Here is a 14314-nt window from a genome sequence, read left to right on the forward strand (position 1 = left end):
TCTTGGTATGTATGGGTCTTGCAGGTACTACGCTTGGGCCGACTTCGCTTCACGGACCTTGCGCAGCGCCTCAAGCACAGCGGACGGCACAAAGCCGGACACGTCGCCGCCCAGACGGGCGATCTCGCGGACCAGCGAAGACGAAATGAAGCTGTGTTGCTCGGCCGGGGTCAGGAACAGGGTCTCGACCTCCGGGATCAGATGGCGGTTCATGCTCGCCATCTGGAATTCGTACTCGAAATCGGACACCGCGCGCAGGCCGCGCAGCAGGATGCCGCCCTGCACCGAACGCACGAAATGCGCCAGCAGGGTGTCGAAACCACGCACTTCCACGTTGCGGTTGTGGCCCAGCGCATCGCGAGCCAGCTGCACGCGCTGCTCCAGCGGCAGGGTCGGCCCCTTGGACGGGCTCTGCGCCACGCCCACCACCACCTTCTCGAACAGGGGTGCAGCGCGGTTCACCAGATCGATGTGACCGTTGGTGATCGGATCGAAGGTGCCCGGGTAGACAGCAATGCGGCGGTTGGCCACGGTCATACGTCAGCTACGCGTGTTGGTCTGGTGAAAGTGTAGCAGTGGCGCGCCGATACAGGGCAAAACGGACCTCCCGGGTGCCCCCCTCACGGTGCAGCAGCCACGGCGCGGGCATCTTCGGCGCCTGATCGGCCGGGGACTCCACGTACAGCCAGGCATCGGCGGCCAGATGCGACGGCAGCCCGGCGATCACGGCCTCCCACAGCCCATCGGCGAACGGCGGATCGATGAACACGATATCCGCCAGCGCCCCGGCCGGCTGCCGCAGCCACTGCAGCGCATCGGCCTGCACCACCGCGATCTGGTCCTGCGCCCCCAGCTTGGCGACCGACTCGCGCAGCTGCCGGGACAACGCCACATCCCGCTCCACCAGCGTCGCCTGCGCTGCCCCCCGCGACACCGCCTCCAGCCCCAGCGCCCCGCTGCCGGCGAACAGATCCAGCACCCGCGCCCCGCCCAGCCGCGGCGTCAGCCAATTGAACAGCGTCTCGCGCACCCGGTCACTGCTGGGCCGCAGCCCCGGTGACAGCGGCACCGGCAGCTTCGTATTGCGCCACTTGCCCCCGATGATCCGCACCTGGCCCACGGCGCCCGCCGGCTGACGCGGCTTCATGCGTGGCTCTTGGTTGGGTGGGTCGACGCGTGAAACGGAGGCAAACGGGTCATGGGACGAAAGGCAGGGGAAGGCGGCCCAATAGTCTAATCGGTGGTACCTGGCGAATGCGCTTCATTCACTAAACGCGACACGGGGCGATCCCATCGATAGATCGTGGACCCGCACCTCCCAATCCACTATCCCGCAAACCCGGGGCGCTCTCGTCGCTTGAAGCGTCGCCGGTACGCATCGCTACGTCGCAACCCCGCTCATCTACATCCATTCAATGTTCTCGACTGGAGTGTCGACCGAGGAGTCATTTCATGCACCGATGGCCACCCACCATCGGGACCGCAGATGGCCGCACCATTATCAATATAAAAATGTCATTGCCAGACGCGCCATTTCGAGACGAATAGCGCTGCACCGCCTTACTTGGTTAACGAGAATCCAATTGCCGCACCCGCGGCCTTCCGGGCACTCAAAATGAATAGAATCGCGATCGCCTTGATAATTGCCTTCCCAGTGTCTGCAGCCCCTCCCACCTCTCAACAAGATCGGGTAGAAGTAAACACAAGCGGGGAGAGCACCATGGTCAGGACCACTGAGTGGCCGGACTTTGAAGGGGGCTTCGTCGCGGTCGAACAGCGTTTATTGATGAACGAAGACGGCAATCCCACCTATCAGTATTCTCGCCAAAGCAAGGCAACGCAGCTCTACCATGAGGCCTTCTGCCTCGAAAAGAATGCGCGGCCTGCTGGAGGAGAAGCCGTGCTGAAAGGAAGTCTTGCGGCCTGGATATGCGAATTGGGCGATGAGGACAAGGCGCTCGACCCAGAAGTGGCCACCCATCAATACCCGGGTGCGCTCATGGATAGATCAACCGATTATGTTTTTGCGAATGCACCCAATGGCTCAGCCCGTGTGGGCGTCAACTTCCACTCAACGGGTACCATTCGCTACAGCAGTTCAAGCTCCGGCTCCATGCGGGGTAGTGTTTCAGTCGATAGCGGCCGGTGCACAACCAATTTCTCTCAGTTTTACGCCCGCCCCTTCAGCGGAAGTCATGTTGCAACCGCGATCTGTATCGTTCACGAGCCAAGAAGGATATCAACGAAAATGGAAGGTTGCGTCCCCCGCCTATGTGGCTCCGACAATGGCTCGGTGGCTATCAACTGAAGCAAGTCCGCTTGCTCCGGCGCACCAGAATGAATAGGAGTTAGTAAGCCGCATCAACAAAAATGCAATGTGGCCCATCGAAGGCATGGTGTGATGTTCATTCACAATGGCGGCGGTTCGCAACCAATCCAAGCGGAAGCGCCCCGCCCCTGCCCCTCAGCACAGAAGGGTCGTGCCTGGCCACAATACTGTCGGCTGCCACCCGGATCATCAGGATCCGTGCGTTGGTCTACCCGCGCTGTTTCCGCGCACTTGAAAACCCAGCCCGCCACCCCTACCCCTTGAGCCAGCCGCCGCGCCGGGCGCGGCAATGCCCCAAGGAGCAACACGACCCATGACCGTGCAGACCCAAAAAGAAACCCTGGGCTTCCAGACCGAAGTCAAACAGCTGCTGCAGCTGATGATCCACTCGCTGTACTCCAACAAGGAAATCTTCCTTCGCGAGCTCATCTCCAACGCCGCCGACGCCTCGGACAAACTGCGCTTCGAAGCGCTGACCCAGCCGGCCCTGCTCGAGAACGACGGCGACCTGCGAATCCGCGTCAGCTTCGACGCCACCGCCAACACCCTGACCATCGACGACAACGGCATCGGCATGAGCCGTGACGAGGCGATCGCGCACCTGGGCACCATCGCCAAGTCCGGCACCGGCGACTTCCTGCGCCAGCTCTCCGGTGACCAGAAGAAGGACTCCCAGCTGATCGGCCAGTTCGGCGTCGGCTTCTACAGCGCCTTCATCGTCGCCGACCAGGTGGACGTGTATTCCCGTCGCGCCGGCCTGCCCGCCAGCGAGGGCGTGCACTGGTCCTCGCGCGGCGAAGGCGAGTTCGACGTGGAAGGCATCGACAAGCCCGAGCGCGGCACCCGCATCGTGCTGCACCTGAAGGACGACCAACGCGACTTCGCCGATGGCTGGCGCCTGCGCGGCATCATCAAGAAGTACTCCGACCACATCGGCCTGCCGATCCAGATGGTCAAGGAACACCACGGTGAAGACGCCCCGGCCGAGATCGAATGGGAGACCGTGAACCGTGCCAGCGCCCTGTGGACGCGCCCGCGCACCGAGATCACCGACGCCGAGTACCAGGAGTTCTACAAGCACGCCGCGCACGACCATCAGGACCCGCTGGCGTGGAGCCACAACAAGGTGGAAGGCAAGCTCGAGTACACCTCGCTGCTGTATGTCCCCGGCCATGCACCGTTCGACCTGTACCACCGCGACGCGCCCAAGGGCCTGAAGTTGTACGTGCAGCGCGTGTTCGTGATGGACCAGGCCGAGCAGTTCCTGCCGCTGTACCTGCGTTTCATCAAGGGTGTGGTGGATTCCAACGATCTTTCGTTGAACGTCTCGCGCGAAATCCTGCAGTCCGGCCCGGTCATCGATTCGATGAAGTCGGCGCTGACCAAGCGCTCGCTGGACATGCTGGAAAAGCTGGCCAAGGACACGCCGGAGATCTATGCCGGCTTCTGGAAGCAGTTCGGCCAGGTGCTCAAGGAAGGTCCGGCCGAAGACTTCAACAACCGCGAAAAGATCGCCGGCCTGCTGCGCTTCGCCTCGACCCATGATGCCAGTGGCGAGCCCAGCGTCTCGCTGGCCGATTACGTGGGCCGCATGATCGAGGGCCAGGACAAGATCTACTTCCTGACCGGCGACAGCCACACCCAGGTCAAGGACAGCCCGCACCTGGAAGTCTTCCGCAAGAAGAACATCGAAGTGCTGCTGCTCACCGACCGCATCGACGAATGGCTGATGGGGTACCTGACCGAATTCGACGGCAAGTCGTTCGTCGATGTCGCGCGTGGCGATCTGGACCTGGGCGCGCTGGAAAGCGCCGAAGACAAGCAGGCCCAGGAAGCCGTCGCCAAGGACAAGCAGGCACTGGTGGACCGCATCAAGTCCGCACTGGGTGAGGACGTCACCGACGTGCGCGTCTCGCACCGCCTGACCGATTCCCCGGCGATCCTGGCGATCGGCGAGCAGGATCTGGGCCTGCAGATGCGCCAGATCCTGGAAGCCAGTGGGCAGAAGGTGCCGGACAGCAAGCCGGTGTTCGAGTTCAACCCGGCCCATCCGCTGATCGGCAAGCTGGACCAGGAAGGCGATGCCGCACGCTTCGACGACCTGAGCCGCGTTCTGTTCGATCAGGCCGCGCTGGCCGCGGGCGACACGCTGAAGGACCCGGCGGCGTATGTGCGCCGGCTCAACAAGCTGCTGCTGGAGCTGTCGGCGTAAGTCGTGCGGCAGAGGGGTGCCGGCCACCGGTCTGCGCCCACCGCGGTTGATGATGCATGGCGCCGCGAGGCGGACACCGCGCGCGCTCGGGTCAGGCCCAGCGGTCGAGCAAGGTGCCGAGCATCTCGTCCTGACGCCGGATCACGGTCGCGTTGGCGGCAAACGCCAGCGCAGCCTGCTTGGCCGTGAGCATATCCGCGATCGGCGCGTTGGCATCGTCGGGGGCGGCGACCACGGTGGCGGTGACACCGCCACCTGCCGTTGCGGCCTGCGCCACACCCAGGCGTGTGGAATCAGCCACCGGCAATCGCGCCACGTTGGAGGCGGCCGCCTGTACGCCCAGCGAGGCGGCACGCATGCCGGCGCTGGCAATGGACATCACGCTCATCATTCACCGTTTCCCGTTTCGCCGTCCCGGCCGCGCCCGCATGGCGCAGCCCTTCACAACCGGTAACGGCCGCATCGGCCATTACTTGAGTCCCGCCCCACCGCACCTGCACGCCCATGGGCATTCGGGGCGCAGTGGTAGCATAGCCCTCTGATTTCAGCGTCTTTTGCCAATGCTCAGCTTCTTCCGTCGCAAAAAGCCCCAGGACGCCCCGCAAGAGGCGGCCAAGACCCAGCATTACTCCGCCGAGGAGCTGGCTGCCGCGTTCCCGCAGGCCAGGGCCGAGCCCGCTGCACCGCCAGCGCCTGAGCCGATGCCGCCCGTGGTGGAAACGCCTGTTCCCGCTGCCGCGCCGGCCGAGCGGGTAATCGCGCCGCCCCCCGTGGTTCCCGCCCCGGTCATTCCCGCGCCCGTGGTGGCTACACCTGTGGTGCCTGCTCCGGTGACCCCGGCGCCGGCAGCCCCTGCACCCGCGATGGCCGCGCCAGTTGTTCAGGAGCCTATTGCCCCGGTCCCGACGGTGGCTGCACCGGTTCAAGCGCCTCCGCTGGAGGCCCGTGTCGCGCTCGCCACGCCCACCCCGCTTCCGGCCGCTCCTGTGAGCAACCCTGCGCCGGCCGTCGTTGCGCCGTCGGCTGTTCCAGCTCCGATCACTACAGTTACCCCGGTTACCCCGGCTGCCCCGGTCGCCCCCACCATCGTGACCGAGCGCCCGTCCTCCCAGGACATGGCCCCCGCCGCCGCCGGCAAGAGCGGCTGGCGCGAGCGCCTGCGCAACAGCGTGATCGCACGCAGTTTCGGCGGTCTGTTCTCGCGCAATCCCAAGCTCGATGACGACCTGCTCGACGAACTGGAAACCGCGCTGATCACCGCCGATGTCGGCGTCGGCGCGACCACGGCGCTGGTCGAAGGCCTGCGCAAGCGCATGAAGGCGCGCGAGTTCACCGATGCCAACGCGCTGCTCACCGCGCTGCGCGCCGAGCTGATCGCGATCCTGCAGCCGGTGGCCAAGCCGCTGGTGATCGACCGCACCGCCAAGCCCTTCGTGGTGCTCACCGTCGGCGTCAACGGCGTCGGCAAGACCACCACCATCGGCAAGCTGGCCAAGCGCTTCAAGGACGACGGCCACAGCCTGATGCTGGCCGCCGGCGATACCTTCCGTGCCGCTGCCGTCGCGCAGCTGCAGGCCTGGGGGGAGCGCAACGGCGTGGCCGTGGTTGCGCAGGGCCAGAACGCCGATGCCGCCTCGGTCGCCTTCGATGCACTGCAGGCCGGCAAGGCACGTGGCACCGAGGTGCTGATCGCCGATACCGCCGGCCGCCTGCACACGCAGGCCGGCCTGATGAACGAGCTCGGCAAGATCCGCCGCGTGCTCGGCAAGATCGATGCCAATGCACCACATGAAGTGCTGATGGTCATCGATGGCACCACCGGCCAGAACGCGCTCTCGCAGCTGCGTCAGTTCCATGCCGCGGTCAACGTGACCGGCCTGGTGGTGACCAAGCTGGACGGTACCGCCAAGGGCGGCGTGGTGTTCGCGCTGGCGCGTGAATTCGGCATTCCGATCCGCTTCTGCGGCATCGGCGAGCGCCCCGAAGACCTGCGCGTGTTCGATCCGGAAGCCTTTGTCGACGCACTGCTGCCCGAAGCACTCGGCGCCTGAGCTGATGCAGCCACGCATGGCGTGGCACCAGCCCTCCTCCGGAACCTGCATGACCCGCCAGCCTCCCGCCAGCGCCACGTTGCCGACCGACGATGTCTTCGTCGCGCGGCTGCTGCACTGGTTCGACGATCATGGCCGGCATGACCTGCCGTGGCAGCACCCGCGCTCGCCGTACCGGGTGTGGCTGTCGGAGATCATGCTGCAGCAGACCCAGGTCAGCACGGTCATCCCGTATTTCCTGAAGTTCCTCGCGGCGTTCCCGACCCTGCCCGACCTGGCCGCGGCCAGCAATGATGCGGTGATGGCCCAGTGGGCCGGCCTGGGTTACTACGCCCGTGCACGCAACCTGCATGCGGCCGCGCAGCGCTGCGTGGACCTGCATGGCGGCGAGCTGCCGCGCGATTTCGATGCATTGCATGCGCTGCCGGGCATCGGCCGCAGCACCGCGGGCGCGATCCTCAGCCAGGCCTGGAATGATCGGTTCGCAATCCTGGATGGCAACGTCAAACGCGTACTGACCCGCTATCACGGCATCGAGGGCTTCCCCGGCCTGCCGGTCGTCGAAAAGCAGCTGTGGGCAGTGGCCGAGGCGCACGCCGAGCATGTGCCTGACACGCGCATGGTCGATTACACCCAGGCGCAGATGGACCTCGGCGCCAGTGTCTGCAGCCGCAGCAAGCCTGCCTGCGTGATCTGTCCGCTGCAGGCCACCTGCGTCGCCCGTCGCGAGGGGCGCACCGATCAGCTGCCGACGCCGAAGCCCGGCAAGACCTTGCCCGAGCGCGAGGCGGTGGCGCTGCTGCTGCGCGATGCGCGCGGCCGGGTGCTGCTGCAGAAGCGGCCTGACACCGGCATCTGGGCGCAGCTGTGGACCCTGCCCCAGGCCGACAGCGGGATCGCGTTGCAGGACTGGTTCGACGCGCACATCGACGGCTCGCTGGACGACGCCGAGCCGCTGCCGGTGCTGGAGCACACCTTCAGCCACTACCGGCTGCATCTGCAGGTGCTGAAGGCAACGGTACAGGGGCTGCGCGACGAGAAGGCTGACCTGCGCTGGGTCGCTGCCGAGGCGCTGGCCACGCTGGGCCTGCCCGCACCGATCCGCAAGTTGCTGGAGACCGGTGCACCGCCCGCTCAGCCCAAGCGCCGTACAATGCGGCGCGCAGCAACATCCCAAGACATCGAGTAACGCTATGCCCCGCACCGTTTTCTGCCAGTACGAACAACGCGACGCCGAAGGCCTGGACTTCGTGCCCTACCCCGGCGAACTGGGCCAGCGCATTTTCAACCACATCGGCAAGCCGGCGTGGGCCGCGTGGCTGGCGCACCAGACCATGTTGATCAACGAAAACCGGCTGTCGCCGCGCGATCCCAAGCACCGCGCGTTCCTGGAAGAGGAGCTGGTGAAGTACCTGTTCAGCGGTGGCGCGGAGAAGCCGGCCGGGTTCGTACCGGAGGCCTGATCGTTGCTGATACCGACCAACGGTCGGTATCTACCGCGAGGTTGGGGCGGCCGTGAGGTTGGGGCGACCGTGAGGTTGTGACGACCGTGAGGTTGTGACGACCGCGAGGATGTGGGGTCCGGCAGATCGCGGTGCCTCGTCGATATACCTTGGCCGGCCAAGCGGCCGGCACTACCGGGTCGGTGGCTGCTGGCCCTCTTCGCGCTCCTGCACCTGTGCCTGGCGCAGCGCCTGTTCCGAGCTGCGCAGGGCCTTGGTATCCAGCTTGCGGATGCTGCTGATGAAGCACGGCATGTTCATCGGGCCAGGCGTGGGGTCGCGCACCAGCACCTTGTCGAAGCGCGCCGAGACACGACCGACGCGGCTGGTCAGGCCGATCGCCGGAGCGTAGTCCAGCCCTTGGCACGGCCCGGCCAGTTCCAGCAGATAGCCCTCGCTCGGGCGTGTCCACACCGCCAGCGCGCTGTCACCCAGCTCGTTCCAGCCCGACAGCGAGCCATACAACGGCATGTCCTGCTGCGGCGGCCCGGCGTGGGCGCGGTAAAGATCGAGCTTCTGCGCGGTGGACAACCGGCCGGTACTGGCACACGCGGCCAGGCCGAGACACAGGGCCGCGATGGCAAGGGTCTGCTTCATGACGCCTCCTGCTGGGGACTGTGCGGCGATCATGCGCCGCCCGGCGTGGTCCCGGCGAGAGGACCCCGCCGGGTGTTCAGCGATCAGGCGGGCAGCGATGCCTACTCAGACCTCGCTGTGCGCGAGGCTGTGCAGCCGCCCTTCGCGCAGCTCCAACACGCGGTCCAGCTTGCGCGCCAAGGAGCGGTCATGGGTCACCAGCACCAGGCTGGTGTGGTGCGCGCGGTTGAGCTCGAGCATCAGCTCGAACACGGTCGCCGCAGTCTTGTCATCCAGGTTGCCGGTCGGCTCATCACCGAGCACGCAGGCCGGGCGGTTGACCAAGGCGCGGGCGACGGCCGCACGCTGGCGCTCACCGCCGGACAGCTCGCCCGGCTTGTGGTCCAGGCGATGGCCCAGGCCGACCGATTCCAGCAGCGCCTGCGCACGGGTGCGCGCGTCGACCACTTCTTCGCCGCCGAGCAGCACCGGCATCATCACGTTTTCCAGCGCGGTGAATTCGGGCAGCAGGTGATGGAACTGGTACACGAAGCCGAGCGCACGGTTGCGCAGTTGGCCGCGCTGGCTGTCGGACAGGCCGGACATGCGCTGGCCGGCCACGTAGACCTCGCCCGCCGTCGGCGTATCCAGCCCACCGAGCAGATGCAGCAGGGTGCTCTTGCCGGCACCGGAGGCACCGATGATGGCCACGGTCTCGCCGGCCGCCACGCGCAGGTCCAGCCCGTTGAACACCGGGGTCTGCATACGGCCTTCGGCATAGGTCTTGGCCAGGGCTTCGGCGCGGATGACTTCCTGGCCCAGGGTGAGTGCTTCATTCATAACGCAGGGCCTCCGCCGGCTGGGTACGTGCCGCGCGCCAGGCGGGATACAGGGTGGCAAGGAAGCTCATGATCAGCGCCACGGCGGTGATCACGATGATGTCCGGGGTCTGCATGTCGGTCGGCAGGCCGGTGATGTAGTACACGTCCTCCGGCAGCAGCTTGACGTTGAACAGCGTCTCGATCGCGCCGAGGATGCGCTCCAGGTTCAAGGTCAGGGTGATGCCACCGATCACGCCGAGCACGGTACCGAAGATGCCGATCAGCGAGCCCTGCACCATGAACACCTGCATGACACCACCCGGGGTCAGGCCCAGCGTGCGCAGGATCGCGATGTCGGCCTGCTTGTCGGTGACCAGCATCACCTGCGAGGAGACCAGGTTGAACGCGCCCATGGCGATGATCAGCGAGAGCAGGATGCCCATCACCACCTTTTCCATGCGCAGCGAGTGATACAGGTTCGCGTTCTGCTGGGTCCAGTCGCTGACCCGGTAGGCACCGGTCAGGTTGTGGGCCAGATCGACGCCGACCTCCAGCGCCTTGTCCATGTCATGCAGTTTCAGGCGCACGCCGGTGACGCCATCGATGCGCAGTACTTTTTCCAGATCGGCCATGTTGGCGTAGGCCACGCCGCGGTCGACCTCGTTGTAACCGGCTTCAAAGATGCCGCTCACGGTGAAGCGCTTCATGCGCGGGATCGCACCGATCGGCGTGCCCTGCACTTCGGCCAACGTGACCAGCACGGTATCGCCGACGCCGACACCGAGGTAGATCGCCAGCTCCTGGCCGACCAGCAGGTTGTAGCTGCCCGCGGTCAGGCTGTCGAAGCTGCCTTTCTTGACCTTCTGGTTGATCACCGAGACGTTCGGCTCCAGCGCCGGGTCGATGCCCTGCACGATGGCGCCCTGCACGCGGGGGCCGCTGAGCATGGCCTGGATTTCGATGTACGGCGCCGCGCCGGCAACCCGCGGATCCTTCTTGGCCACCTCCACCGCATGCGCCCAATCGGCCATGGGAGCGCCGTCGGTGGTGATGGTGGTATGCGCGGTCATCTGCAGCAGGCGATCACGGATCTCCTTCTGGAAACCGCTCATGACCGCCAGCGTGGTGATCAGCACGGTCACGCCCAGGGCAATGCCGAGGATCGAGGCCATGGAGATGAAGGAGATGAAGCCGTTGCGGCGTTTGGCCCGCAGGTAGCGCAGGCCAATCGAGACAGGTATGGGTTTGAACATGCAGGTACGCCGGACAATTCAGGCTATGGTGCCACTGCAGGGGGTGAACGGGAAATGCAGTGTGCCCGGACGGCTAGTCGCAGTTCACGTGCCTGCCCTGCTGGAAGGGTATCGGGCCAGAACAGGCGCCAGTGGCGGCGGCCGTCCTGCCGCCACCCCAGCTGCACCAGCGGGCCACGGCGCCGCATCTGCAGTGCCTCGACGGGTTCGCCATCCACCTGCGCCGGGTCTTCGTCCGCCGGAATCACAAAGACGCAGCCCGGGCGGCGCGCATACCGCCATGCCTCCCACCAGGTGCCGGCCATCGCCACCACGCCCAGCGCCAGGCCCCACGGCGCGGGCAGATCGGTCGCCCACAACGCCCAGGGCATCACAACGCCCATGGCGATCAGCGCGCGGCACTGCCAGCGCGAGGGATGCCACTCACGCAGGAAGGGCGCGGATCCGGGCGATGAGGGCGGCGGGCGCGGCATGCGGGCACTCCTCGTAACCCATGAACCAGCGCCACAACTTATCGTCCTCGCTCTCGAGCAGGAACAGGAAAACCTCGCGCTCGTCTGTCGGTGCCTGCAGCCAGCAACGGTCCAGGTAACGGCCGAACAGCTGGTCCAGCTCGCGCATGCCGCGACGGCAACGCCAGCGCAGCTTTTTCAGTTCGGTTGCTTCGTCCATTTTTCTGCGTTTCCAGATAAGGCAAAGCCACGCATGGCGTGGCTCTACCGTTTCGATCATTTTCTGCGAAGCCACGCATGGCGTGGCTCTACCGTTTCGATCCTTTGTTGCAGGGCCACGCATGGCGTGGCGCTGCAGGGCACGTCTGGATCAGGCGCGACGCGCCATCATCAGCTTCTTGATCTCGGCAATGGCCAGCGCCGGGTTCAGGCCCTTCGGGCAGGTCCGCGAGCAGTTCATGATGGTGTGGCAGCGATACAGCTTGAACGGGTCTTCCAGCTCGTCCAGGCGCGCACCGGTGTCTTCATCGCGCGAGTCGATGATCCAGCGGTAGGCCTGCAGCAGGATCGCCGGACCCAGGTAACGCTCGCCGTTCCACCAGTAGCTCGGGCAGCTGGTCGAGCAGCACGCGCACAGGATGCACTCATACAGGCCATCGAGCTTCTTGCGGTCTTCCGGCGACTGCAGGCGCTCACGATCCGGCGGCGGCGGGGTCTGGGTGCGGATCCACGGCTTGATCGAGGCGTACTGCGCGTAGAAGTGGGTCAGGTCCGGCACCAGATCCTTGACCACGCTCATGTGCGGCAGCGGGTAGATCGGTACTTCGGCCTTGCCGCAATCGGCAATCGCGCGGGTGCAGGCCAGCGTGTTGGTGCCGTCGATGTTCATCGCGCACGAACCGCAGATGCCCTCGCGGCACGAACGACGGAAGGTCAGGGTCGGATCGATCTCGTTCTTGATCTTGATCAGCGCGTCCAGGACCATCGGGCCGCAGGCGTCCAGATCGATCTCATACGTATCGGTGCGCGGATTGCTGTCGTCGTCGGGACTCCAGCGGTAGATCTTGAAGGTGCGGGTGTTCTTCGCACCGGTCTGGGCGGGGAAGTGCTTGCCCTTTCCGATCTTGGAATTCTTGGGGAGGGAAAACTCGGCCATGGCTGTTCTCGTTGGCTCAGGCGGCTCGCGCTGCAGAGCAGGCGCGGGTAGCACGGAAGATGAGGAAGTCGACACCACCGGCCCGCGGCGCACGTACCACCCCACCCGTGCGGGTGGTGGCGGTGGCGAGCGCTGCGTGGACGGAGGTCATGCCGCAGGTCTCTTAGTAAACGCGCGGCTTGGGCGGGACGACGTCCACGTCCTTGCTCAGCGTGTACATGTGGACCGGACGGTAGTCGAACTCGCACTTGCCGTTCTCGTCGACGTTGACCAGCGTGTGCTTCTGCCAGTTGACGTCGTCGCGGTCCGGGAAGTCCTCATGCGCATGCGCGCCACGGCTTTCCTTGCGCTGTTCGGCCGAGTTGATCGTCGCCACCGCGTTGAGCAGCAGGTTGTTCAGCTCGTAGGTTTCGATCAGGTCCGAGTTCCACACCAGCGAACGGTCGGAGACCTTGACGTCCTGGAAGGAGTCGAAGATCTCGGCCATCTTGGTGCAGCCCTCTTCCAGCGTCTTGCTGGTACGGAACACCGCCGCGTCGTTCTGCATGGTGCGCTGCATGCGATCGCGGATGACCGAGGTCGGGGTGTCGCCGTTGGCGTAACGCAGCTTGTCGAGCAGGCCCAGGGCCTTGTCGCAGGCATCGGACGGCAGGGTCTTGTGCGGTGCGCCGGACTTGATGGTGTCTGCGCAGCGGTTGGCCACCGCACGGCCGAACACGACCAGATCCAGCAGCGAGTTCGAGCCCAGGCGGTTGGCGCCGTGCACGGACACGCAGGCCGCTTCGCCGATGGCGTACAGGCCCGGCACGACCGCATCGGGGTTGTCGCCGACCTTGCGCACGACTTCGCCGTGGTAGTTGGTCGGGATGCCGCCCATGTTGTAGTGCACGGTCGGGATGACCGGAATCGGCTGCTTGTGCACGTCCACGCCGGCGAAGATGCGGGCGCTTTCAGCGATGCCCGGCAGCTTGTCGTCGATGACGCCCGGGCCGAGATGGGTCAGGTCGAGCAGGATGTGATCCTTGTGCTCGCCGACGCCGCGGCCTTCGCGGATCTCGATGGTCATCGAACGCGACACCACGTCGCGCGAGGCCAGATCCTTGTAGTGCGGTGCATAGCGCTCCATGAAGCGCTCGCCGTTGCTGTTGCGCAGGATGCCGCCTTCGCCACGCACGCCTTCGGTGATCAGGCAGCCCGCGCCATAGATACCGGTCGGGTGGAACTGCACGAACTCCATGTCCTGCATCGGCAGGCCGGCACGCATGACCAGACCGCCGCCGTCGCCGGTGCAGGTGTGGGCCGAGGTGGCGCTGAAGTAGGCGCGGCCGTAGCCGCCGGTGGCCAGCACCACGCCATGGGCGCGGAACAGGTGCAGCGAGCCGTCGGCCATGTCCAGCGCGAGCACGCCGCGGCAGACGCCTTCGTCATCGAAGATCAGGTCGAGGGCGAAGTACTCGATCATGAAGCGCGCGTTGTGCGCCAGCGACTGCTGGTACAGCGTGTGCAGCATGGCGTGGCCGGTACGGTCGGCGGCGGCGCAGGTGCGCTGCGCGGACGGGCCTTCGCCGTACTTGGTGGTCATGCCGCCGAACGGGCGCTGGTAGATCTTGCCTTCTTCGGTACGGCTGAACGGCACACCGTAGTGTTCCAGTTCGATGATGGCCGGGATCGCTTCGCGGCACATGTACTCGATGGCGTCCTGGTCACCCAGCCAATCCGAGCCCTTGATGGTGTCGAAGAAGTGGTAGCGCCAGTCGTCTTCGCCCATGTTGCCCAGCGCGGCGGAAATACCGCCCTGCGCGGCCACGGTGTGCGAACGGGTCGGGAAGACCTTGGTCAGGCAGACCGTCTGCAGGCCCTTGGCGGCAAGACCGAACGTAGCGCGCAGGCCAGCACCGCCGGCGCCGACCACGACCATGTCGTACTTGTGTTCCGTAATCTTGTAAGCGGACATCTAATCTG

At 65.7% G+C, this 14314-nt stretch carries 15 protein-coding genes; 5 read left to right on the forward strand and 10 right to left on the reverse strand.

What is annotated here, in order from left to right:
• Positions 1–27: 27 nt before the first annotated feature.
• Both coaD and rsmD read right to left on the reverse strand, forming a co-directional pair.
• On the reverse strand, positions 28–537 hold the full coding sequence (gene coaD, locus K4043_RS17145) for a pantetheine-phosphate adenylyltransferase (protein ID WP_123728976.1): 510 nt from the start codon (positions 535–537) through the stop codon (positions 28–30).
• 7 nt (positions 538–544) lie between these two features.
• Positions 545–1147, reverse strand: a complete 603-nt coding sequence (rsmD, locus tag K4043_RS17150) for a 16S rRNA (guanine(966)-N(2))-methyltransferase RsmD (RefSeq protein WP_265310051.1) — start codon at positions 1145–1147, stop codon at positions 545–547.
• A gap of 573 nt (positions 1148–1720) precedes the next feature.
• Here rsmD and K4043_RS17155 point away from each other — a divergent pair.
• Together K4043_RS17155 and htpG are read left to right on the forward strand one after the other, a co-directional pair.
• Positions 1721–2308, forward strand: a complete 588-nt coding sequence (locus K4043_RS17155; RefSeq protein WP_265310052.1) for a hypothetical protein — start codon at positions 1721–1723, stop codon at positions 2306–2308.
• Between the two features lie 334 nt (positions 2309–2642).
• Complete coding sequence (gene htpG / locus K4043_RS17160) at positions 2643–4541, forward strand: molecular chaperone HtpG (protein ID WP_265310053.1); 1899 nt, start codon at positions 2643–2645, stop codon at positions 4539–4541.
• A 91-nt stretch (positions 4542–4632) separates the two neighbouring features.
• Here htpG and K4043_RS17165 read toward each other — a convergent pair whose 3' ends face one another.
• On the reverse strand, positions 4633–4932 hold the full coding sequence (locus K4043_RS17165) for a hypothetical protein (protein ID WP_265310054.1): 300 nt from the start codon (positions 4930–4932) through the stop codon (positions 4633–4635).
• A 169-nt stretch (positions 4933–5101) separates the two neighbouring features.
• On the opposite strand from K4043_RS17165, the gene ftsY reads away from it, so the two are divergent.
• Genes ftsY through K4043_RS17180 form a run of 3 tightly spaced genes read left to right on the forward strand, consistent with a single transcriptional unit; the run spans position 5102 to position 8055 of the window.
• Positions 5102–6592, forward strand: coding sequence for a signal recognition particle-docking protein FtsY (gene ftsY, locus K4043_RS17170; protein ID WP_265310055.1), 1491 nt, complete (start codon positions 5102–5104; stop codon positions 6590–6592).
• A gap of 49 nt (positions 6593–6641) precedes the next feature.
• Positions 6642–7781, forward strand: a complete 1140-nt coding sequence (gene mutY / locus K4043_RS17175; RefSeq protein ID WP_123728971.1) for an A/G-specific adenine glycosylase — start codon at positions 6642–6644, stop codon at positions 7779–7781.
• Positions 7782–7785: 4 nt separating this feature from the next.
• Positions 7786–8055: an oxidative damage protection protein gene (locus K4043_RS17180; RefSeq protein ID WP_019183247.1), complete on the forward strand. Its 270-nt coding sequence runs from the start codon at positions 7786–7788 to the stop codon at positions 8053–8055.
• A gap of 171 nt (positions 8056–8226) precedes the next feature.
• Here K4043_RS17180 and K4043_RS17185 read toward each other — a convergent pair whose 3' ends face one another.
• From K4043_RS17185 to sdhA, 7 genes are all read right to left on the reverse strand, one after another.
• On the reverse strand, positions 8227–8691 hold the full coding sequence (locus tag K4043_RS17185) for a DUF6491 family protein (protein WP_123728969.1): 465 nt from the start codon (positions 8689–8691) through the stop codon (positions 8227–8229).
• A 105-nt stretch (positions 8692–8796) separates the two neighbouring features.
• Positions 8797–9510, reverse strand: coding sequence for a lipoprotein-releasing ABC transporter ATP-binding protein LolD (gene lolD / locus K4043_RS17190; RefSeq protein WP_121041874.1), 714 nt, complete (start codon positions 9508–9510; stop codon positions 8797–8799).
• A complete protein-coding gene (locus K4043_RS17195) occupies positions 9503–10744 on the reverse strand; it encodes a lipoprotein-releasing ABC transporter permease subunit (protein WP_123728968.1) in 1242 nt (413 codons plus the stop codon). Before K4043_RS17195 ends, lolD begins: the two co-directional genes overlap by 8 nt.
• Positions 10745–10767: 23 nt before the next feature.
• Positions 10768–11217 (reverse strand): hypothetical protein, encoded by a 450-nt coding sequence (locus tag K4043_RS17200; protein ID WP_123728967.1) that lies wholly within the window; start codon positions 11215–11217, stop codon positions 10768–10770.
• On the reverse strand, positions 11168–11416 hold the full coding sequence (locus K4043_RS17205) for a succinate dehydrogenase assembly factor 2 (protein WP_019183252.1): 249 nt from the start codon (positions 11414–11416) through the stop codon (positions 11168–11170). Before K4043_RS17205 ends, K4043_RS17200 begins: the two co-directional genes overlap by 50 nt.
• A gap of 150 nt (positions 11417–11566) precedes the next feature.
• A complete protein-coding gene (locus K4043_RS17210) occupies positions 11567–12352 on the reverse strand; it encodes a succinate dehydrogenase iron-sulfur subunit (RefSeq protein WP_088432210.1) in 786 nt (261 codons plus the stop codon).
• A 163-nt stretch (positions 12353–12515) separates the two neighbouring features.
• Positions 12516–14306: a succinate dehydrogenase flavoprotein subunit gene (sdhA, locus tag K4043_RS17215; RefSeq protein WP_121041870.1), complete on the reverse strand. Its 1791-nt coding sequence runs from the start codon at positions 14304–14306 to the stop codon at positions 12516–12518.
• Positions 14307–14314 lie beyond the last annotated feature (8 nt).

It is taken from the genome of Stenotrophomonas sp. SRS1 (assembly GCF_026130205.1).
Taxonomy (GTDB): domain Bacteria; phylum Pseudomonadota; class Gammaproteobacteria; order Xanthomonadales; family Xanthomonadaceae; genus Stenotrophomonas; species Stenotrophomonas rhizophila_B.